The sequence below is a fragment of the Kitasatospora sp. GP82 genome, from assembly GCF_029892105.1.
Lineage (GTDB): Bacteria > Actinomycetota > Actinomycetes > Streptomycetales > Streptomycetaceae > Kitasatospora.
This window is the reverse complement of record NZ_JARZAJ010000056.1, coordinates 1-22143: the sequence shown is the minus strand read 5'-3', so window position 1 is coordinate 22143 and position 22143 is coordinate 1. Positions and strand designations below refer to the sequence as shown.

The 22143-nt window shown below is 66.1% G+C and carries 12 protein-coding genes; 6 read left to right on the top strand and 6 right to left on the bottom strand.

Going from position 1 to position 22143, the window contains the following annotated elements:
* Positions 1-74: 74 nt before the first annotated feature.
* Positions 75-11696, bottom strand: a complete 11622-nt coding sequence (locus tag P3T39_RS33430; protein WP_280703028.1) for a LamG-like jellyroll fold domain-containing protein — start codon at positions 11694-11696, stop codon at positions 75-77.
* Between the two features lie 1427 nt (positions 11697-13123).
* Between P3T39_RS33430 and P3T39_RS33425 the strand changes: the two genes are divergently transcribed.
* The gene (locus tag P3T39_RS33425; RefSeq protein WP_280703027.1) at positions 13124-13414 is read left to right on the top strand and encodes a hypothetical protein; all 291 of its coding nucleotides are present in this window, start codon (positions 13124-13126) and stop codon (positions 13412-13414) included.
* 887 nt (positions 13415-14301) lie between these two features.
* On the top strand, positions 14302-15612 hold the full coding sequence (locus tag P3T39_RS33420; protein ID WP_280703026.1) for an HTTM domain-containing protein: 1311 nt from the start codon (positions 14302-14304) through the stop codon (positions 15610-15612).
* A 319-nt stretch (positions 15613-15931) separates the two neighbouring features.
* Here P3T39_RS33420 and P3T39_RS33415 read toward each other — a convergent pair whose 3' ends face one another.
* A complete protein-coding gene (locus P3T39_RS33415; RefSeq protein WP_280703025.1) occupies positions 15932-16270 on the bottom strand; it encodes a transposase in 339 nt (112 codons plus the stop codon).
* 711 nt (positions 16271-16981) lie between these two features.
* On the opposite strand from P3T39_RS33415, the gene P3T39_RS33410 reads away from it, so the two are divergent.
* A complete protein-coding gene (locus P3T39_RS33410) occupies positions 16982-17548 on the top strand; it encodes a cysteine hydrolase family protein (RefSeq protein ID WP_280703024.1) in 567 nt (188 codons plus the stop codon).
* Between the two features lie 234 nt (positions 17549-17782).
* Positions 17783-18127: a DUF6245 family protein gene (locus P3T39_RS33405; protein WP_280703023.1), complete on the top strand. Its 345-nt coding sequence runs from the start codon at positions 17783-17785 to the stop codon at positions 18125-18127.
* A gap of 355 nt (positions 18128-18482) precedes the next feature.
* Here the strand turns inward: P3T39_RS33405 and P3T39_RS33400 are convergent, their stop codons facing one another.
* On the bottom strand, positions 18483-18824 hold the full coding sequence (locus tag P3T39_RS33400) for a hypothetical protein (protein ID WP_280703022.1): 342 nt from the start codon (positions 18822-18824) through the stop codon (positions 18483-18485).
* Positions 18825-19206: 382 nt separating this feature from the next.
* Positions 19207-19884, bottom strand: coding sequence for a recombinase family protein (locus tag P3T39_RS33395; protein ID WP_280703021.1), 678 nt, complete (start codon positions 19882-19884; stop codon positions 19207-19209).
* Between the two features lie 204 nt (positions 19885-20088).
* On the opposite strand from P3T39_RS33395, the gene P3T39_RS33390 reads away from it, so the two are divergent.
* A complete protein-coding gene (locus tag P3T39_RS33390; protein ID WP_280703020.1) occupies positions 20089-20304 on the top strand; it encodes a hypothetical protein in 216 nt (71 codons plus the stop codon).
* A gap of 70 nt (positions 20305-20374) precedes the next feature.
* Here P3T39_RS33390 and P3T39_RS33385 read toward each other — a convergent pair whose 3' ends face one another.
* Both P3T39_RS33385 and P3T39_RS33380 read right to left on the bottom strand, forming a co-directional pair.
* The gene (locus P3T39_RS33385) at positions 20375-20689 is read right to left on the bottom strand and encodes a hypothetical protein (RefSeq protein WP_280703019.1); all 315 of its coding nucleotides are present in this window, start codon (positions 20687-20689) and stop codon (positions 20375-20377) included.
* A complete protein-coding gene (locus P3T39_RS33380) occupies positions 20686-21030 on the bottom strand; it encodes a hypothetical protein (protein ID WP_280703018.1) in 345 nt (114 codons plus the stop codon). Before P3T39_RS33380 ends, P3T39_RS33385 begins: the two co-directional genes overlap by 4 nt.
* A 200-nt stretch (positions 21031-21230) precedes the next feature.
* Here P3T39_RS33380 and P3T39_RS33375 point away from each other — a divergent pair, with 200 nt between their 5' ends.
* On the top strand, positions 21231-22019 hold the full coding sequence (locus P3T39_RS33375; RefSeq protein WP_280703017.1) for a maleylpyruvate isomerase family mycothiol-dependent enzyme: 789 nt from the start codon (positions 21231-21233) through the stop codon (positions 22017-22019).
* Positions 22020-22143 lie beyond the last annotated feature (124 nt).

Sequence of the window (22143 nt, the reverse complement as noted above, 5' to 3'; positions counted from 1 at the left end):
GCGCGAACCCTAAAGTTTAGCACCGGCCAACCAAGGGGGTGAGCCCGACTGGCGGACCCACCCCATTAGTGCCACTATTTTGGAACGACCATCCCAGTGCCAGGATTATACTCGGTCGTGAGGAATCCGTTTTCCATTTGCTCTGGAAACCAATCCCTAAACAAAGCTCTATAGAAATTAGTGGCACCCTGGGTTGAAAATATATACCGCACTCCAGAGCCCCCCAAAGCTCCATTCAATCTTACTAGCCTGCCAGCCTGATCCATGACCTTAGACTCATCAAAGAAACGCCCGCCCGGATTGTAGAACTTATCGCTCTTCCAGGCCGCTTCATTCTTCCCAGTCCACTTGGCTTCGAGGAACTTGTCGCCATCCACACCGTCCACCTGAGTTTCGCGGCCCTCATAGTTCCAGACATCCTCATGACCCCTTCCTGTCACTTGCTTTTGGTACGCATATGAGGGCCTACCAGCCGTGTCTGGGACCTTGGCTTGACGCACGTAGCTTGGGGTGGGACCGTTCGCCTCGGCGTCGCTTGTGGCGGGCTTGCGTGCGTCTCTCACCGTTTCCGGGTTGGCGGTGGCCTCTACGTGGACGGGGTCAGTGGGAGCATCACCCGGGACTGATGTGGTCTCTTCAGGGTGGACGATGGTGTTGTTTGCTTCGGTGCTCGCCGGGTCGTTGCCTGTGGGCCTGCTGTTGGTTGTGGAGCCGTTGGTTGCCCGTCGAACGGCTTCTCGCTGTGCGGCTTCTCGTTGTGCGACTTCTCGTTGCGCGGCTTCGAGGCGTTGTTCTTCGCTGGTCCCGGCCGAGCTGCTTCGCCCGCTTCGGCTTTGGGTGTAGCTCCGGGTCGGGGTCCAATCGTCAGGAGTCCAGGTGTCAGTCGGTGTCTCGTCAACAGGGCCGTTATCGGTGGCTTCGGCGCGTTGTTCGGCTTCCCTCTCGTACGCTCGGTCCGCCTCTTCGTGCTGCCACTCGTGGTCTTGTTCTTCTGACTTGTTCTGTTCCCTGAGCTCGTTTGCCTGCTCTTCTTCCTGAACTTCTCGTTCCAGTTGTTCGGTGGATTCGCCGGATTTCGCGGCCCACTCGCCATCGGCTACCTCGGCGCCGAAGGCACCGTCGCCGCCGACGTCCATTTCCCGGTGGCCGGACGGGTCGGTGGCGTCGAGCGGGTGGCCGCTGGTGTAGGCATAGCGGTTGGCGCGGGCGGCGGTGGTGGGGTTGAGGGTTGCGGTGTCGCGGCTGGTGAAGGCGCCGGTTGAGGGGTCGTACCAGCGGGAGGCGGTGTTGAGGAGGTGGGAGTTGGGGTCGGTCCAGCCGCCTTGGTAGCCGATGCCTGTTCCGCCGTCGGCTGCGCCGAGATTTTTGCCCCAGGGGTCGAAGCTGGTGGAGCCGTTGAGGGTGGTGCCGGTGGGGGTGTAGGTGGCGACGAGGTCGTTGTGGTGGTCGTTGAAGGCGAGTGCGGCGCTCTTGGTGGTGGTGAGGGCTACGAGGTTGCCTGCGGGGTCTCGGTTGTAGGTCTGGGCGCCGTCGTAGGTGATGTTGTCGCTGGTGCGGTCGTAGGTGAAGGTGCTGGTGCCTGCGGTGGCGAGGCGTCCGAGTGCGTCGTAGGTGTAGCTGATGGGGCCGTTGCTGGCGAGTTGGTCGAAGGCGTCGTAGACGGTGTTGGTGGTGCCGCTGGGGTTGGTTGTGCAGGTGAGGGTGCCGCGGGCGTCGTAGGTGTAGGTGGTGGTGCCGGAGGCTATGCGGCGGTCGCGGTCGTCGAAGGTGGTGGTGTTGGCCCCGGACTGGGTGAGGTTGCCGTCGTTGTCGTAGCCGTAGTTGGTGGCGGATGTGCCGTTGTTCCAGGAGGTCAGGCGGCCGGCCCAGTCGTAGGTGTAGGTGTTCGCCGAGCTGTTGACGACACCGGTGGTGGTCTTTGAGGTGAGGTGACCGTCGTTGTCGTAGCCGTAGGCCACGGACGCTTCAGTGGTCCCGCTGGGGTTCTTGACGGTGTCGTTGGTGATGCGCTGGAGGGGGTCGTAGGTGAAGGTCCGGGTGGCTGCGTTGCTTCCCAGGGCCTCGGAGGTCAGTTCGCTGACGTTGTTGTAGTGGTAGCTGATCTGGGAGTTGGTGAGGGGATCGGTCAGCGTGGCGAGGCGGTTGTCAGGGTCGTAGCCGAAGGTGGTGGTTCCGGCCCTGTCGGTCCGCGTGGTCATGTTGCCGGTGGCGTCGTAGCCGAACGTCGCGGAGCCGGTGGTGCCGCCCTGGGAGGTGATCAGGCCTCGGTCGTCGTAGGTGTAGGTGCTTGTGGCTTGGCCCGCGCTGACCGAGGTGAGGCGGCCGACGAGGTCATACCCGAAGGTGCGGGCGGTGGTTGCGGCCTGCGCGCCAATACCGGTCTGTGAAGTGAGCTGACCGATCGAGCTGTACGCGTTCGTCTTGACGACGCCACCGGGTGCTACGTCGGTGACGAGTTCCTGCGCAGCGTTGTAGCCGAGGGTGTAGGTGCGGTCGGCTGCGTTAGGGAAGGTCGAGGTGGGCGGCTCGATGGTGGATTCGGGCAGCTCGAGGGTGTTGTACGTGTAGTAGACGTCTGCAGGGGTTCCGCCGGTCTGGCGGGTGTGGGTGTAGCGGGTCCGGTTGCCTGCGGCGTCGTGCCCGAAGCTGGCGGTGATCGATGCGGTGCTGGTGACGGGCTCGACTTGCTGGGTGAGTCTGTCGGTTGCGTCGAAGGTGTAGGTGGTCGTGTGCCCGTTGGCGTCGGTCGCCGAGGTTCGGTTGCCGTCCGCGTCGTAGCCGGCGCTGGTCTGGGTGACGACAGTGGTGTCGTGGTCGAAGTGGGTGACGCCGGTGGCGTGGCCGGCCTGGTCGAAGGTGGTGGTGGCGGCGGTGCCGTCGGGGAGTGTGGTGCGGGTCAGGTTGCCGAGGAGATCGTGGGTGTACTGCGTGGTGTTGTTCAGTGCGTCTGTGGCGGAGGTCAGTTCGTTGGCGGCGTTGTACGACGTCGTGTTGGTGTGGTTGTTGGGGTCGGTGGTGGCGGTGAGGTTTCCGGCGTCGTCGTAGCTGTAGGTGGTGGTGTAGGCGACGGTCGGGTTGGGTGCGGGCTGGCGGACGAGCTGCGAGGCGGTGGCCTGGCGGCCGAGGTCGTCGTACGTGGCTTGAGCGACTGCTCCAGTGGGGTCCGTTGCCTGGAGCATCTCGCCGTCGAGGTCGACGTCGGCGAGCCAGGTCGGAGTTGTTCCACCCACGGCGGGCTGGGTGATCTTTACCGGGTTGCCCAGTTGGTCATACGTGGTGGTGGTGACACGGTTGAGGCCGGTCGGGTCGACGGTTGTGGTTGTGGGGTGCCCCAGCGCGTCGTACTGGACGGTCGTGGTCGGGGTGATGGCAGTGGAGGTGCCGGGGGCGAGGTAGGTGTTGTGGGAGACCGCGGTGCGCTGCGAGACCGCATCGTAGGTGTAGGTGGTGATGCTGCCGTTGGGGTCGTCGACAGCGGTGAGGTCGCCGAAGGTGTCGTAGCCGGACGTGGCGATCGGCGCGGTCTGCTGCTGCGTGTGGACCTGTGTTGCCGTGTTGTAGACGTCGGTGGTGACGGTGGGCGCGATCGTGGTGGTCAGGCGGCCGAGCGGGTCGTGCGCATACGTGGTGGTGTAGGCGGCCGGGGTCGCTCCGGTGACGTTGCCGTTGGGGCTTGTCTCGGTGAGAGGCAGGCCGTGCTGGTCGTAGGTGTACGTGGTCCTGGAGTTCTGCGGCGTGTTCTTGACGGTCTTGGTCAGTGGATCACCGGCCGCGTCGTAACTGAGATCGGTTTCCGCGGTCTGGCCGTTGCCGGCCAGTTTGGTGACGGTGACGTTGCTGTTCGCGTCGTAGCCGTAGGTGGTGGACCGGTTGAGGCCCCCGGGATCAAGGGTGGTGCTACTCAGACGGCCGGCAGCGTCGTACACCGAGGTCGTGGTGGTCTTGCCGCCACCGGTGATCTGCTGGGAGAGCTGGCCCGCGGCATCGTAGGTGTTCTGCTGGAGAACGACGTTGCGGGTGGTGCCGTCGGTGTTGTGGTAGCCGTCGAGGTCTACTTCGGCGACGGTGTTGTCGTCGTTGTAGTACGTGTGGGTGGTCCGCCCCATGGCGTCGGTGATGGTGGCAAGTCGGCCGGCGGGGTCGTAGGCGCGGGCTTCCAGGATCTGGAGGCGGGAGGCGACGGGGCTGTTGGGGCTGCCTGTGTAGTTAGTGATCCCCGTACGAATGAGCTGGCCGAGGGGGTCGCGCACGTAGAGCCAGTTGGTGCCGGCCGCGTCGGTTTTGCCGGTGACGTTCCCGTAGCTGTCGTAGGAGTAAGTGGTTTTGCGGCCTGCCGGATCGGTGGCGGACTGGACGTGGTTAGTGGGGTCGTAGGTGTAGGTGGAGGTACGGGGCTTGTCACCACCAGTGGTATCGCTGACCGTCTGGCTGGTGATGTTGCCGTCCGCGTCGTAGGCGGTGGAGGTCTGCCCGGTGTGTACGGTGCCGGTGACGGCGTCGGTGGTGGAGGGATCGGTGCGGGAGACCTGGTTGCCCTGGCCGTCATAGCTGAACGTGGTGGTGGTGCTTGTGGCTGTCTGGCCTGGGCCGCAGTTGGTGCAGGCCTGGGTCTTGGAGGTGACGCGGCCCAGGTTGTCGTAGCTGAACGTGGTGGTCAGGCCGAGCGGGCTGACGGTCTTGGTGAGGTCGCCCGCGGCGTTGTACCAGTAGCGGTCCTGCTGGCTGGCGGGGACTCCGCTGGCCTGTGGGTAGGCGGCGGCGTCAACGGTCACGCTGTGAGTGGCTGCCAGTCCGCTCGGTTGGCTGCCGATGGTGGGCTGGCCGGAGCTGTTCACTGCCTGCTCGGAACCGGCTGTCTGGGTGGTGTAGGCAACGCGGCCGTTCGGGAAGTCCGGTGTGGCCGGCACGCTGGTGGACGTGAGGTCGCCTGCGCTGTTGTAGGTGTAGCGGGTGGTGTAGGTGCTGTCGCTGGGCCCAGACGAGCGGGCATCGCTCGAACTGGTCAGCTTGTCGTTGGCCGGATCGAACGGATTGGCCGTGTCGAGGTAGTAGCTGGCGTAGGCCGTGTGGCAGTGAGCGGCGTCCGTGCAGGTGGTCGTGGAGACGGTGTTGCCGCGGTCGTCGTGTCCGGTGGTGACGGTGTGCCCGTCAGGGTCGGTGACGCTGTAGACGTAGCCGTGGGTGTCGTAGGTGTAGCGGGTGAGGCCGGAGTTGGGGTCGACGATGGAGGTGAGCTGCCCCGTAGCGGTGTCCCAGCGCCAGCTGAGGTTGTAGTTGCTCGGTGCGGTGACGGATGAGTAGGTGATCTTGGTGGGCGAGCTGGCGCTGCCCATGGACTTGTAGTGGGCGCTGACGGTTCCGGCGTCCAGGCGGTTCTTGTAGAAGGCGACTTCGGCAATGGAGCCGTTGAAGTGACCATCGGTGCTGGTGGGGTGGTTGGGCCAGCCACCATCCGCGGTGCCGGCGCCGACGTAGACGTAGGCGGAGCCGTTGTAGTAGACCTGCCGGGCGGTGGTGCTGGCCGCCGCCTGCGTGCCGTCGAGGTAGAGGGTCTGCCCGCTGTCGTCGCCGGCGAGGACAGCATGGTGCCACTTACCGTCGTTGACGGTCTGTGACGAGTTCAATGTGGTCGAGGCATCACCTGTCCACAGATCGCCGTAGAGCTTGCCGTCGCTTCCGACGTACAGGGCCGGGTTCCAGGAGTCGCTGTTGGTATGGGCGGCCCCGAGCGGGAAGGACTGGTAGCCGTAGAGGGTGCCGGACGCGGTGGTCTTGAACCACAGCTCGATGGTGTTCGGACCCTGGACGGCGGCGGCGGTGGCCGGGAGTTGGACGGAGGAGGTGGTGCCGTTGAAGGTGGCGGCGGTGCCGTCGGTAGCGCCGGAGGGGCCGGTGGCGCCGAGAGTGGTGTTGGTGTAAGTGCCGTGCTCCTGGTTGGGCAGGGCGGTGCCGAGCTCGTCCTGTGCGCTGGTGGCGCCGGCGGGCTCGTCCAGGCGCCAGTAGGCGGACGGGCCGGTCAGGGTGACGGCGGAACGGTAGGCGGCGGACTGGGAAACGGATTCGCCGACGGGGCCGGTCGCGGCGGTGTAGTGGTTGGCAACGGAGCTGGCCGACATCGCGTACGGGTAGTAAGAGAAGTCGGCGATCTGCCCGTTGAAGTGGCCGCTGATGTCGCTGGGGGCCTTGGGCGAGCCGTTGTCGGTGCCCGCGCCGAGGTAGGCGTAGGCGTCGCCGCAGTAGCGGGTCAGGCCGGTGACCGGGTTGCCGCTGGGCTGCCCGTCGATGTAGAGCTGCTGGGACATGCCGCTGCCCGAGCCAGAGGCGACCAGGGTGGCCATGTGCCAGGTGTTGTCGTTGACGGCCTTGGCGGACACGGCGGTGTTGGCGCCGCTGCCGTTCCACAGCTGGCCGTGGAGCATGCCGTCGGTACCTACGTACAGGGCCGGGTTCCACCAGTCCGCGCCGGTGTGGGAGGCACCCAGCGGGAAGGACTGGTAGCCGTAGATGACGCCGGGGCTGGCGGTCTTGAACCAGACCTCGACGCTCGCGGTGCCACCTGTCCTGGGGACGGCGGTGGCGGGCAGCTGGACCTGCGAGGTGGTGCCGTTGAAGGACGCCGCAGTAGTGCCGCCGCTGGCGTACGGACCGGTGGTACCGAGGGTGACGTTGTTATAGGTGCCCTGGTTCTGGGCGAGGGCGGCGGAGGAAAGCAGTTCACTCGCCTCGTTGCCGCTGGTGTCGTTCATGCGCCAGTAGCCGGTGGGCTGGTCATCGACGACGGCGACGTCGTAGGCGCTCGAGCCGTTCGCGGTGGCCTGGTGGTACAGGTCGGCGATCTTGCTACCGATGCCGTGGTTGAAGGTGACGACGTCGGCGATCTGGCCGTTGAAGTGCCCGGCCGGATCGGTGGGCGCGGCTGCCCAGCCGGTCGCTGCTCCGGCGCCGATGTAGACGTGGGCCTGGCCGTTGGGGTGGATGGCGGCGTTGAGCGGTCCGGCGGCCAGCTGGCCGTCCAGGTAGAGGCTCTGGCTGGTGGGGGTTTCGGCGGACAGTGCCGCGAAGTGCCACTTGTTGTCGGTCACCGTGGCGGTCGACACCAGGCTCCTGCCCGCGGTACCGGCCCACAGTTCACCGTGGAGCAGACCGTCGGTACCGACGTACAGGGCCGGGTTCCAGTCCAGCCCACTCACGGCCGGGGTGCCGATGGGGAAGGACTGGTAGGAGACCAGGACGCCGGCCGTGGAGGTCTTGAACCACACACCGATCGCGCCGGGGCCGGCGGAGGGCGCGAACGCCGCGGGTATCTCGGCCCACGAGGTCGCACCGTCGAAACCGGCCGCACCGCTCGAGCCGGTCATCGGACCGCTGCCGCCGAGGGCGACGTTGGAGTAGGTGCCGTTGTTCGGGGTCGGCCGGGGAACGCTGATCGTGTTGACGGCCTGGCTCACCGCGCCGCTCTCGGACAGGCGCCAGTAACCGGAGGGCCTCGAGCCCAGTACCGAACTGCGGTACTCCTGCTCCGACCCGGAGACGGTCGGCGCGCTCAGGTTCCACGTGCCGCCGTTGGCGTCGGTGATCTGAGAAGCGGAGTCCCTGATGGTGTCGTAGGTCGCCGCAAGCTTCGTCTTGCCCGACGGCAGGGCCACGTTGGTCAGCTCGGCCGACGCGTTGCGGCCCGCTGCCCACTGCGAGGCGACCGCCGGAGAACCCAGCGCGTGCGCGTACAGCGCCACCTCGGCCATCTGACCGGCGTAGCGGTTCGTGCCGTCGGCACCGGCCGCGGGTTCGGACGGCCACTGGCCATCGGCGGTGTAGCCGGCACCGAGGTAGGTGTAGTCCATGCTCAGGTGGTTGATCACACCGGACAGCGAGCCCACCAGGGCACCGTCCAGGTACAGGGTCTGGTTATCACCGGCGCCGGAGAGGACCGCGAAGTGCCAGGACCCGTCGGTGACCGTCCCGGTGGAGGTGATCGGGTTGACACCGATCGCCGGGCCGTAGAACTCACCGCGCAGCTTGCCATCGGCGCCGATGTACAGCGGCGCCGAGGAGGACGCGGGCTTCGTGCCCAGCGCCGTGTCCTGATACGCCACCAGCACACCGGGGCTTGTGGTCTTGAACCACAGCCCGATCGCGAGGTAGGTGTTGCGCAGCGAGGCGTTCGGCAGCGTCACCGAGGACGTGGTGCCGTTGAACGTCGCCGCGGTGGTCGCCGAGCCGGTCAGTGGACCTGTGCTGCCGAGGGTGATGTTGCTGTAGGTGCCCTTGTCGATGCCCTGGTTGGCGATGACCTCGCTATTGGCGGTGGTTCCGGAGGCCTCGCCCAGCCGCCAGTAGGAGGCCGGGTTGGCGTCCATGACGGTGGAGCGCAGGTGCGATCCGGGGGTGTAGGTGTAGGTGGTGCAGGGGCGGGTGGTGTTGGTGCCGGTCGGCGGAGCGCACACCTTGACCAGCTCGTCGGCGTTGGCGCTGTCGTAGCTGTAGGTCCAGGTGAGCGCGGTGCTCTGGTCGGTGCCCGTTACCGGGTCGGTGGCGACCTGTGCCACGTGCCGGCCGTCCGCGGTCCAGGTGACGTGCAGCGCGCGGCCTGAGACCTGGTCGGTGACGGTGTCGAGCTTCCCGCTCGTGTAGTGCAGGAGCTGGCTGTGCTGCTCCCGGTCGGTGATCTTGGACAGGAGGTAGCCCGCGCCGGAGGGCTGACCGAAGGTGTAGACAGTGCCGGTCTTGTCCGCCAGGACCCAGCCGCCACCGCCCGCTGTCGCGGCCAGGGTCTCGAACTCACCGGCCGGCGAGGTGTACAGCGCCATGCCGGTGGTCGTCTTTGTCGTGCCCGACCACTGCGTGGCGCTGTGGTACAGGTACTGCACGCCGGTGGCCTTGTCCACCGCGATCACATCGGTCCCCGCGTCACCGGCTGCGCCGTTGACTGCGGCGAGGTCGCGCATGGTGTTCCAGCCCCAGCCGATCTGGGTGCGGTTGCCGAGGGTGGAGGTGTTCAGTGAGGTGCTGGCGCCACCGGGGTAGAGCCACAGCTTGCCGGTGCTGGTCTCGACTGCGACGACGTCGCCCTTGCCGTCGTGGTTGAAGTCGCCGCCGATCAGGTTGGTCATGCCGTTCCAGCCGCCGGTCCCGATCATCACGCGGGATCCGAGGGTGCCGTCGGCGTTGAAGGGGTACGCGTACAGGTAGCCGGTGCTGATCTCGGTGGCGACGAGGTCCTTGTGGCTGTCCCCGACGAGCGACGGTGTGATGGCCAGGCTGGTCATGCCGCTCCAGCCGCCGCTGCCGATCATCACGCGCGAGTTGAAGCCTCCGCCGGCCACGCCGGGGTAGAGCCACAGGGTGCCGTCGGAGGGTTGCACGGCGACGAGGTCGCCGATGCCGTCACCTGTCACATCGGCTCCGGTGAGCTGGGACATGTTGGTCCAGCCGCCGTTGCCGACGAGCTTGCGCTTGGTGGCGGAGAAGTCCGGCCCTGGGTACAGCCACAGTTGCCCGGTGCTGGAGTCGATCGCCACCGCGTCGTCGACGCCGTCGCCGGTCTGGTCGCCGATCCCGGTGAGGTGGGTGAGCAGGAAGTCGTTGCGGCCGAACCGTTCCGTGCGGCCGTTGGCGGTGGTGACCACGACGGAGCCGGTCGAGTCCCCGTCGGGTATGACGCTCATGTCGTACGCCGACGACCAGCCCGCGCCGAACAGGTTCGCTGTGCGGGAGTCGAGCGAGTTGTAGGAGCGCGTCACACTCAACGCCGGGCCGACCGCCTTCACAGTGGCGTCGGTCGCCGAGGTGGTGTAATTGCCAGCCTGCGGGTCGAAGGCCCGAGTGGTGCCGTTGCCCGCGTCACCACCCATGCGCGAGGTGATCAGCGGCTGCTGGACGGTCGTCGTGAACGACTGGTAGTTGGTCAGCGGGCTCTCGGTGGCGTGATCGGTGGCCTTGACGTTCCACAGGTAGTTCTGGTTCCACGCAAGAGTGCCGACCGGCACCGCCCATGAGGTGCTGGACTGCCAGCCGGACTCGGCGAGGAGCTGAGGGCTGCCCTGGGACGGGTTGGAGTAGACACGGAAGTCGTAGTCCAGACCGGTACCGGGGTAGTTGTCGGGGTCGTGACCGGTCGCATAGAACTGCGGCGACAGCGCGCCGACGACCGTTCCCGAGGCGGGGGCCATGGTGTCGATCTGCGGCGGCATGTTCTGCGCCGCTACGCCGAAGCAGTTCTGCCACGGGACGCCGTAGGCGTCGTGGAGCGATGTCGAGCCGTTGACGTAGCCGTCCCAGCAAAGGACATACGAGTTGCCCGTCGGGAGCGGCGGGATGACACCGGTCACGGTCACCGAGTCTCCGGTTTTGACCGTTCCGGGCATGTTGGTGAAGGGGGCATTGAACGACTGTTCGTTGCCACTGGTGTCGAAGATCCGCGCCTTCAGCTGCATGCTGGTGGAGTTCCACCAGTTCGAGGCGAGGTTGGTCAGAGTGACCTGCTGGGATCCACTTGCCGTCGCGGTCGGCGATACGTAGGAGCCGGCGATGGAATAGCTGGCGGCCCAGTCGGCGTAAGTGGCGTACAGGTACGGCGGGTTGCTGGTGTTTACGCTCGCGAACTGCTTCCACGCGTTCGTGTCCGACGAACTCGCGGTCACGGCCAGACCGGAGTTGGTGCCGCCCCAGGCCCAGCTGTTCACCAGCTGGCTGCCCGCGTCCGAAGGATGGTCACCGAGGTCGATGCTCTCCCACGTTCCTTGCTGGGCAGTGTTGCAGGAGGTGCCGCCGCCGAAGTATCCGACACCGATGGTGTTGCCCAGGCTCACGCCTGGGTAGGTGTTGATCGAGCTGGCATTCCAGTCCGAGGTGATCTGCTGGACGTCGACCTCGTGCTGGGAGCAGCTGTACGACCACACGTTGTCCAAGGCCAGGCCGACGGACTCGACGTAGTTGTACTGCAGCGCGGACGAGCTGACCGGGAAGTAGAGGTAGCTGTTGGCGACGTGGCTTCCACCGTCGTACGTGCCTACCTTCAGCAGCGAGTCCGACGAGTAGTTCGCAGTGAACGGGGACATCACGTAGGTCGACTGACCGGCATTCACGTTGCCGGTCGAGGGATCGACACGGATGGGGAAGACGCGGTGCGGGTCGTGCAGCCACGCGCCGTCGAGGTTCATCTGCAGCGCCGGCTGGCCGTCAACGGTAGTGAGCTGGTAGCTCACACCATCGGATATCGCGCCCTCGTGGGACTTGGGGTCAACGGCGGAATCTGCCATGAAGCCGTGCGGGATCGTCAGCCGCACCCTGCCACTGCCGTCCTTGAACACCACGTTCCCCGCGGTATCGAGCGCAGGGGTAAGCCCCGCCAGCTGCAACGGGAACGTCCAGGACGTCGGTGCGGAAGCATCGTGAAGGAGGAGGACTTCCTTCACGCCCGATGCGACCGTGTCGTACTCGACGTCAGTGGACTTCGCCGCCCCGGGGTAGGTGAGAGTGCTGCCACTCGCCTTCGCGATCGAGTTCGCAGCTCCCTGCAGGCCATACGAGACCTTGTGGTCTGCATCAAGCGACCACGAGACCAGCTCCTTGTCGGTGGCGTTCGGCGCGAAGTCCGGCATCTGGGCGTTGGCGGCTTCCTGCCATCGCCCGTTGCGTTGCTGCACGACGGCGGTGTCGATGTCCGCCCAGCTGCCGTCAGCCTTCTGGTAGTGCACCGGCCGCGGGTACATCCGCACCGTCTTGGTGCCGTCCGCGTTCTGGAACGTCGAAGTTGTCGCCGTACGCGCAGAGGCGATCTCTGAGCCCGAGGTGGCCGGCCCCTGCACCTTCGTCGACTTGGTGCCATCCGAAGCGGCCGTAGAGCCTGCGCCAAAGGCTCGCGCAGCTCTGGTCTGCTGCTGCACCGCCTCGTGCTGTCTCACTGTGCCCGGTGGGTCAACCTTCTGCACCTGAACAGATCGCTGGGCATCGGCGCTGCGCTGTGTGTCGGGCTTCGACGGGCCGTCAGCAGGAGGCAGTTCGCCGGATGCCGGCGTGTGCTTCCCGGGGCCCGCAGGCGAGTTCTTGAGACGGGTGGCATCCGCGCCGACGTGACCGTTCACGCCGTCCGCGCTCCCTGACCGCTGCTGAGGAGTACGCGGCGGGAGAACTGCCGCAACCGCATGGCTTGCGGTGAACCCCCACGCGCCCTGTGTCGCCATCGTCATGAGCACCACGAGCGCGGTCACCATGACGGCATACAGGCGAGCGGTCGTGCCAACTCCAGACCGGGAAGTGGCGAAAGGCGGAACCACCCGCCGCAACGAACGCGTCATCAACTTGGTACAGCGTGACGACGAGTGGCCCACGGCCAACCCCCAGCGTGCAGAACGAACCCAAACGGGCATATCGAGAGCGAACGTCTACTCGATGGTTCGACAGGTTCGCAATGCGGGCGAACTGACATGCAATCACTTTTTACGTGGTTCAGCCCGGATATGCCCCGAAATGTCCATCCTGGCACGGCGCGGAATTTTGAAATCGCTTGGGACTTCCCATCCCGATTCTTTGTCAGGATCGGGATGGAAGATCAGTGGCTTCGCACTCCGGCGAGCGAAGGGGTAGCATCCACCGGGCGTCGTCGAAGCCGACGAGGTTTTTGGCACGTCCATCCACTGCTGGCCTTTGGTTGCAGGCCGAGAGGCCCCCGCAGTCGGTATCCACGGGTTCGGAATGCGGTTGTACGATCCGGTCACCCTGACCGTCGGCCGATGATCCGGGTCGTCTCATTGCTTTGATGTGGCACGCCTGGGTGGCGGGCGGATAAGGCGATGACGCCGGACGGGCGGATGTCACCAATGTCCGCTTGGCTGATCCAGGAGGAACGCCTTGTCGAAGTCGAACCCCACACCAAGCGCAGGGAGCCCACGATGACCCGCAGCCAGCCTTGGTATCGGCGGCGACTCCCAATCGCAGTTACAGGTGGGATAGCCGTCCTTGTAATCGCGGCCGCAACCTCCTGGCTCATCTGGGGTGGCCGCCCTGCGCCGGTGCGCCGGAGAAAATCGCTGCTAACAATGTGTCAGGTCGACGTACAGCCTGCCTCATTGCCGACTCTGCAACAGCGGGCAAGGGAAGCACGGTCAGCACGATCTGGTCAGCTATGCAGCAAAGCGCCAACGGTAAGAACGTCCAACGGCTCGTCGCTCCCGCGACGGATCCCGTACAGGCTGAGCCGCTTCTGGCCGGCCTCATCAGTCGGCACTGCGACCTTGTCGTCACGGTCGGCCAGCCGTTCGGACATGCCATCGGCGAGATCTCCAAAGCCAGCCCCCAGACCGAGTTCACGGCCATAGACCCGGGCCTTGAGACCGCACCGCCCAGGACGAACATCGTCAGCTCGAACGAGGCTGAGCCGGTTGTGCGGAAACAGCTTGAGAGCCTGAGCGGGTGATGCATCCCGGGCCTGCCGTCAAGAAGCTCCCATGGCTGCTGCTGTCCTGTCCGATGATCGCTCAGCCGCAGCTGCTCCGTTCAGTCACTGAGGGCCATCCGCGACCTCACCGTCCTGGCCCTGATGACAGAGAATCCGGCCACCGTGCCAACTGAAGAATCAGACGTATGGCGAACCGTGGATGGCGACCATCGCGGATGGACTGGAAGCAGCTTGGGCATGACTCGTGCAACTACTTCGGCAGGACCGGCGCCGGACGGCCTGTCGTCGACTTCGGTCTCTCGGATACTCAGAGTTGCTGCGGCCATCGCGCTCGCATACGTCACAGTCTGGTACCTGTTGGCAGCGTTCATCTATGCGACACCGATGGGGGCACAACTTCCCGGACTTCAGTCCAGGGCGAGTTCGTATGTACACCTTGAGTTCGAACAGAACTGGAGGCTGTTCGCCCCGGACCCGGCTCAGTCCAATGTCACGATCCGAGTAAGAGTCAAATCGTCCGACGCGGGCTCCAGCGGCTCCGCAAGTTCATCGCCGTGGATAGATCTGACCTCGCAAGACCTCGTCGCTCTGAGGCACAACCCATTCCCGAGCCGCCGTAGCGACGGGATGCTGCGACGGGCATGGGACTACTATCAATCGACGCATGGGCAAGAGCAGAAGACGTCCGTGCAGGACGGTGCCATGGCCGCGGAATATCTGAAGCGCATAGCCCTGCAGAGGATCGGCAGGACATGGCACGGCCGAAAGATCACAGGAATCGAGTTCCAGGGCACCCACGCACCTGTCCCCAAAGCCGCTTGGATGGGTGCTGGCGTAAACGAGCCCACACGTTACCAACTGATTGACTGGTGGCCAGTGGCGGAAGCCGACTACCGGGGGCTTCTGTGAAGAAGATGCCGACATCATTCCGTGACTCGAAGATTTCTGGCGACTCGGATGGAGTCCGCCAGAACAGGGCAGCGCCGGACGAGCCCGGCAGGCTTTCCACGCAACAAGCCCGGCGCTCTCTCTCGGTCGCATGGCAGACCTTCAACTGTCGCACGCTGATGGCTCACCAGGCAGCAGCCCTGCGCATAACCCTGTCACTTGTGGCGGCTGCATTTCTGCTTCGCGAATGGCCTGACAGTCGCGTGCTGTACGGCGACAAAAGCCCCTGGAGTAGTGAACTGCTCCAGAGGCGGCTGTCCGAAACCCACCTGTTCACCATCCTGGCGTGGTCGGACCAGTACTGGTGGTTTGAGGTAGTTTACGCTGCAACCATCATCGTCTGCATCCTCCTGCTGGTCGGCTGGCATACGAGGACGATGTCATGGCTGTTTATGCTGCTGATAATATCCCTGCAGAATAGGAACCCGCTGATCGGAGACGGTGGCGACAACATCACCCACCTCCTGGCCATCTATCTCGCTTTCACCCGATGCGGCAGGGTCTGGTCCCTCGACGCGCGACGGGCCAAAAGATCGACAGGACCCGATACCTGTGCCGCCCCGCAGTCACCCGATGTTTCCGGAATTGTTCTATGGCTCTCCCTCGGACTGCTCCTCGCCGGTGCCCAGCTATCCGGGCGTTCGGGTTCCATGATCTCGACCGGCGGATTTTCCGTCTGGGCCCCAGTGCCGGGATGGGCAACCCTACTCTGGGGGGCATGGGCCTCTGCTGGCATCTGGTTCGTTGCTCAGCGCCGCCCAACCTGGCATGAGGCCCGCCTGCTTTTTGCGAATCTGGCCAACATGCTGCACAACTGTGCCGTATTCGTCATAGTCGGCCAGATCTGCCTGGTCTACCTCGCCGCGGGCTGGTACAAACTGCTGGGATCTGCCTGGAGAACCGGCACCGCCGTCTACTTCCCGCTCCACGTCGACTACTTCAGCCCCTGGCCGGAGATCTCCCACGTCCTGGCGGAAAGCCATCCGCTCATGGTCGTGATCACCTACGGAACAGTAGCCACCCAAACAGCATTTCCGTTCTTCGTGTTCAACCGTCGGATCAAAAACATTCTGCTGGTCATTGTAATGATCGAACACCTGGCTATCGGCATGCTGCTTGCCCTTCCGTTCTTCTCGCTCGCCATGCTGGCCGCCGACACGGTATTCATCCCCTCGTCCTTCCTGTGTCGCCTATCGGGCGCGACTCGCCGTATGTTGATACACAGATCAGCGAAAACGGGTCCCGGCGGATGGGGCCCTTGTTCTTGAGGCCGGTGCAGCCGGTGAGCCTTCCGTCGGAGCCCGCCACGAACGCGCCCGCCGAGGTTCCCGCGCCGAGGGCTGCTCGAGCGGGCTCAGTCGTCCCGGTGTGGCGTCCCTCGCCATCCGTGGACGTGCTCGCTCCGGACTACCAGCGCATCCTCCCCCGCTCGCCGAGCAAGCGACCGGCCGGAACGCGGTGATGACGTGCCAGGAGATCGCTGCTGCATTCGGGTTGGAGCAGACCCCCGCAGCGTGGAAGGGGTCCGGTCGAAGATGAAGCGGCTGGCGGACCGGGGTTGGGCCGTCGAGCCGTCCCCGGGCCGGTTCACGCTCGCCGCCGGGCCAGCCGCCGCGTCATGAGCACCGTCATCGACCACAGCACCATCTGCTCGTGAACCTCGGGCAGCGTCTCGTAGTCGCGCACCAGGCGCCGCGAGCGCATCAGCCGGCTCAGGGCCCTCTCCACCACCCAGCGCCTCGGCAGCACCCCGAAGCCGGAGACATCGTCGGCCCGCTTGACGATCTCAAGGGTGAGCCGCAGCTTCTCCACCGCCCAGATGACCAGGCGACCCGCGTAGCCGCCGTCGGCCCACACCTGGACGACCTTCCGGTAGCGGGCCCGCACGCGCTCCAGCAGCGGCATCGCGGTGTCCCGGTCCGTCACGTTCGCCGTGCCCGGCTCGGCACTGCTGAGCGCCGGTCACTCCGGCACGCCGGGGGTGATGACGAGGCTTTTGATCAGTGACACGGTCTGCGCTGAGGTCAGGCGGCCGTGCTCGGACCCGACGGCCCAACACAGCATGATGAGCAGCTGGAGCATGGCGGTGTGCCGGGCGTCGGCGGGTGCCTGCTGCCAGACCGTGTGCGCGGCTTGTGTGCCGGTGCTGCGGTGCTGGGCCTGGAGTTCGAGAACGAGGGCGGCAGATGATCAGCCACCGCAGAAGGACCCCGCTCAACCTGACAACACCTTGCCACATGTACAGGGCGGGTAGGGCAGACTGCTCCGGTTGGACATTCGTATGTTCAACCGGGGGCCGAGTGCGGTAGCCCGGCGTCTATCGGTGCTGGTCAGCACCTGAGACCGAGCGCTTCACTTGGCCCGTCAGCGCTTGAGTTGGCCCCGTTGAGCGTCAGAGTTGGCCAGTATGACGGACACGCGTCTGACCCGGCGGTTGCGGCGGAAGTCGGCGGGGATCATCGGGTGCTCGCTTCGACCTGGGCCGGGATGCGGCTGGCGCGGAGCTCGCGCAGGTCGGGGATGTGGATCTGTGCGAGCTCCCGCGAGTTCCCCTGAGCCCCACTGAATGCTGTGCTCGCATAGCTACGGCGAAGGGGTAGCTTGGTCAAGATCACGATCCACGTGCTGGGAGGCGCCATGACCACGCTTGTCAACCGACCGAACACTGCCCTGCTCGTCATCGACGTACAGAATGGTGTCATGGAGAACGCGTACGACCGGGACAACATCATCGCCACCATCGGCACCCTGCTCGACAAGGCGCGCGCCGCCGAGGCCGATGTCGTCTGGGTCCAGCACAACAGCGACGAGCTTCCCCAGAACAGCGAGGGCTGGCAGTATGTGCCCGAGCTCGTACGGCGCGTTCCCGAGCCGTTGGTGCACAAGGCGTACGGCGACTCCTTCGAAGAGACCGACCTGGAGTCGGTGCTCGCCGCGCGCGGGATCGGTCGGCTCTTCGTCGCCGGCGCGCAGACTGACGCATGCATCCGCTCAACACTCCACGGCGCAATCGCCCGCGGCTACGACGTGACGCTGGTCGGCGACGCGCACACGACGGAGGACCGGTCACTGTTCGGTGCTCCGACGCCTGACAAGGTCATCGCCCACACAAACCTGTACTGGCAGTACCACAGGGCTCCCGGCCGGACCTCGGGCACGGTCAACACGGCCGACGTCGACTTCGGCGCGAGCTCCCGCGCCTGAGGCGAGACACACGATGTCGAGGCGACGCCCCCGATAAGGCCCCTTCCGGGCAACCCCGGTCGCCCTACCGGCGAGGGCACGAAACCGCCGGGCCAGACGCATGTCCGTCATCCTGCGGGCCAACTCCGACGCTCAACGGGGTCCAGCCAAGGTGAGCCCAAAAGCCGCCACGGGATGATCTTGAAGGGGTGAGTCTCGGCCTTCGGCCCACGAGCCTTGTCTGCGGCCGGTAGCGTGCCGGGCCTGAAGCGCGAGGACGAGACGTACGGCGAGCCCGTGACGGTCGAGCAGATCGGTGCAGCGCTGGCCGCGCTGGGCCTGTACGACGGAGTCAACAATACGGCCGAGCGCGAGGCGGAAGCGGCCCGGCTGGGCGGTCCGGACGCCTACCCGGTGCGGATGGTGAACGCCCTGCTGGGCGCGGTGCAGACCGAGGCGATGCTCGCCGATGCCGTGGAGCTGGACGAGGAGGCCCGGCACGCCGCGGGTCCGCCGCCTGTAGAGCTGGCCGCGGCCGAACGGAACGGGGACCTCATGCCCGAGCTCGCTGCCCGGCTCGCCGCGTACGGGGCCGGCTGACCGGCCGATCGTCAGCGCCTGCGGCGGCGGGGAGCCCGCTTGGCGATCTGCTCCACCATCGCGGCCCACCGCGGGTCGGCCTCGCGGATCCGCTGCCGCCCCTGCTCGCGCAGCACCGGCCAGTACTCCCCTCGGTGCGGCGAAGGGCGGCCAGCAGCCGCTCGGGGGTGGTGCCAAAGGCGGGCGCGGCCCAGTCGTCCCAGGCGATCCACTCGTCGCGAGCGCCTGGTCGCCTTCGGTCAGCCCTGCCCCGTCGCCTCAGCACGCTGATGCCGACGGCGGCAGGGCGACCCGAACCCCCGTGCTGAACGCAGTCCTGGGACTTCTACTGCGTAGGCGGCCAACTCGCCAACAACTAGCCCAGCCAGTATGGGCGACCGCGCTTGTCCTCCAGCAGGACCTGCTGCTCACACGCGTAAAAGAACAGCGTCGACCAAGCCTCGTACATGACCGCCGTCCTATGGGGGAGCGCCCCGCGGAATGCTGCGAACTCCAGGTCCGTCATGGACACGATCCGGCTTACGTACTGGTGAAAGTCCATGCCTCTGAGGTCCGCGTCCTCGCGCAGAAGCTCAATGTATACCTGCTCCAGGTTCGCCAAGCCCTCCAGTTTCGGGCGTACGCGTATCAGGTCGCCGTTGCGCTTGAACACGACCCATCCAGGCTCGACGCCCCGATACTTATGCCTCTTCGCCATGCACTCGATTCTCCTGTGCGTCCCAGACGAGCTCAAGCCCCAACTCGCTGCGCTCTAAGGAAACTTGTACGCAGCGCCTTCCTCGGAGTCGACCTGACGGGGCCACCACAATCCGGACCAACCTGTTGCGGTCGGCAGTTGAGTAGGAGCGCTTCACTTGGCCTAACAGGCCATCTCAAGTGCTCAGTCACACGAGGTGACGGTTCGTTCACCCTGGCGGCCATCGGTGCTGGCCAGCAGCACAGCTCGACGTCGCCGGGGCCATCAGCCTGCGGCTCCTCGTGCTCCTGGTCGTCGCCTTCGGTCCAGGTGCCGAACGGCCCGGGCTGCCCGGGTTCGGCACTTAGCTGGAGCACGCCGCCCTTGCGGCGCCAGTCGGGGATCATCGGGCGCCTGCCTCGGTCTGGGCGGGGATCGCGGCGCGGCCGGCCGCGCGCAGTTCCTGCAGGTCGGGGATGTGGTTGTAGAGGGTGCCGGGGCTCACCCCGAGGAGTTTGGCGATCGAGGTGATCGACTGTGTGGGGTTGGGCAGCAGCGTGCGGGCAGCCTGGATGATCTCGGGGGTGGCGACACTGGGCCGGCCGCCGACGTTGCCGCGGGCGCGGGCGGCGGCCAGGCCCTCGCGGGTGCCGGAAACGATGAGTTCGCGGATGAACTCCGCGAGGGCGGCGAAGACGTGGAAGATGAGTCGGCCGCCGGGGGTGGTGGTGTCCAGGCGCTCGTGCAGCGAGGTGAAGCCGATCCCGCGGGCCCGCAGTTCGCCGACCATGTTCACCAGGTCCTTGAGGGATCGGCCGTAGCGGTCGAGCGCGGGGACCACCAGGGTGTCGCCCGGGGCGAGGAAGGCGTGGCATGCCTTCAACTCCGGCCGCAGGTCGTCCTTGCCGGACTTCTTGTCGGCGAAGATGCGGCGGCAGCCGGCTTCGGTGAGGGCGTCGAGCTGGCGGTCGAGCTTCTGTCCGCCGGTGGACACCCGTGCGTATCCGATGCGGATCTCGGTCCGCACGGCCGGTTCGGCGGCCAGGAGTTCGAACGGGTCGGGTTCAAGTGGCGTGCTCACGCCCGTGTCCGGTCTCAGTGAAGCTGGGCCATGACGGTGCTGCGACCAGCAATGGTTCGGGTTGAGTGAGACGGGTGGTCCTGGCCTGTCTCACTCAATCTGTTGTTTCCTGCCCTCCGTGTCTGCCCCTGCGGCGGGCACGGAGCGCTGATAGGTGCCGAAACCCTGTCGCGGCGGCTCCGGATCCTCCGGGATGCTTGGCTCATGCGCGTGAACTTCGACGGAGCCACCCCAGTGCCGCGGATGCTGCTGCTCAGCGAGTTCCTGCTCCACTCCGACTTCCATGTCGGACTGGACAAGCCAGTGTTCGTCGCAGCGGGCGACCGGGTCTCATACGAGGACGGCGACGTCGTGGTGACTCGCCCGAGTGGTGAGCGACGCAGGCACCCGGCCGGCAACAGCTACTGGATCTGCCGCTGATAGGTCCAGGTGTAGAGATCGCCGTTCCCCCAACCGGGAGTCGCGGCGGTGGACGCGCTCAGGAAGGAGGTTATCGCTGACGATCCTGCAGTTGCTGACGGGCCGTCGACCAAATGATCTCGAACTCATCGGCCGACAACCACTGTGGGTCGTGCCCTTCCCACTCAGATATGGGCGGTTCTGCAGTGAGACCGTAGACGCTTTCGTACTCAGCCAACCGGCCATCTCTTTGGGCTTCCTGCCACTCGGCCAGCGAGGCAGCGGCCAAAGCCTTGCCTCCGGGCTCCTGCAACTCGACTTGCCGGATCACGTGCCCATCGGTGTCCAGCTCGAAGTAGAACGAGACGGCTTCCTCGTCCCAGAAGCAGCGAAGCCAGCGTGTCACTGGTTCACCGTGTCGAACGGCTCGTCGTGCCAACGCCAGCCGGCTGTGCCGTCGTCGTGGATGTGCAGCATGAACTCAGCGACAGGATTCCCGTCGGGAAATGTCATGGTGAGCGCACTGCGGATCCGGAAGTAACATTCGTCGATCTGCTCCCAGTCCTCCTCGTCGACAGCCCGCTCCTGCTCCGCGAAGAGCGGACTGAACTCTTCAAAGCCAGGAAGCGTCTCGACGTCGGCGTGCATCCAGGGCCAATCGGCACCAGTCACCGCAAGCCGGGCAACCTCTTGGTCGCCGCGGTGGAGCCGCCAGACGCTGCCGGTGGCCAGATGCGGGTTGCTCATATCCCCATGATGGCGATCACCACTGACAGGTGGGCAGTGAGGTCCCTCGTCGACCACAGGCACGACCATCTCACGCAGCGGAAGTTGATGGTCTGCGATGCTGCTTCGCTGCGCCCGCTAGACCGGCCGGGCTGGGCGTCAGGGTGCCGGCCTGCGAAAATCGCTGTTCAGTCGCCGCCGCACAGTGATAGAAGACCCGGGTGACCAAGACCATGGACTTTCCCGAGCTGCTGCGCCTGATCGACGAGCGGTCGGCCGCCTTCCGGGCCGCGATCGCCTCCGCGCCCAGCCTCGATGTGCAGGTGCCGACCTGCCCCGAGTGGACGCTGCTCGACCTGGTGCACCACCTGGGCGGGGGGCGTCGCGCCTGGGCCGCCACGGTCGCGGCTGGGCCGGATGCCTCGGGCAAGTTGGCGGGGGAGGGCCTGGCCGCACCGCAGGAGCGCGAGGCCCTGCTCGCCTGGCTGGCCGAGTCGACGCAGCAGATGCTGGACGCGTTGCGGGAGGCCGGCCCGGAGCGCGGTTGCTGGACGTGGTGGGGCTCGTCGCAGTCGCCGCGGACCTGCGGCGCCGTCGCCCGGCACCAGCTCCAGGAGATCGCGATGCACACCTACGACGCCCAGCTCACCGTGGGCGCCCCGGAGCCGCTGCCGGAGGAAGTGGCGCTTGATGGTGTCGAGGAGTTCCTGTTCACCTGCTGCACCACGACGGTCGCCTGGCCGCACAAGCCCGCCGTCGTCGACTACCACGTCACCGAGGGCGGCTCCTGGCGCCAATCGCTCTCCGCCGATGGTTCGCGGGCCTTCCGTCTGCCCGAATCCGGCGGTGTGCCCGCCGCCGGCGAGGACTCGGAGTCGGTCGACGTCTCCGCCCGGGGCACGGCGAGTGACCTGGTCCTGGCCTTCTACGGTCGCATCCCACTGGACTCCCTGAAGCTCGAAGGCGACCGGCACCTCTTCGACCTTCTGGAGGAGTGGGACATGGAGTAGGACTGCCTGGAGTAGGACCGCGCACCTAGCTAGGGGCTCGTGAGATCCACCCATACCCACGGCTCGTAGTGCCATGAGCGCACTTCACCGACGATCAGCTCGATGGTTACCCCCACTGGCGGGA

What these genes read in the sequence shown, in the direction of transcription:
- P3T39_RS33425 (WP_280703027.1), top strand. Translation starts at nt 13,124, where the DNA reads ATGCAGCAAAGCGCCAACGGTAAGAACGTCCAACGGCTCGTCGCTCCC.
- P3T39_RS33410 (WP_280703024.1), top strand. Translation starts at nt 16,982, where the DNA reads ATGACCACGCTTGTCAACCGACCGAACACTGCCCTGCTCGTCATCGAC.
- P3T39_RS33400 (WP_280703022.1), bottom strand. Translation starts at nt 18,824, where the DNA reads ATGGCGAAGAGGCATAAGTATCGGGGCGTCGAGCCTGGATGGGTCGTG.
- P3T39_RS33390 (WP_280703020.1), top strand. Translation starts at nt 20,089, where the DNA reads ATGCGCGTGAACTTCGACGGAGCCACCCCAGTGCCGCGGATGCTGCTG.
- P3T39_RS33380 (WP_280703018.1), bottom strand. Translation starts at nt 21,030, where the DNA reads ATGAGCAACCCGCATCTGGCCACCGGCAGCGTCTGGCGGCTCCACCGC.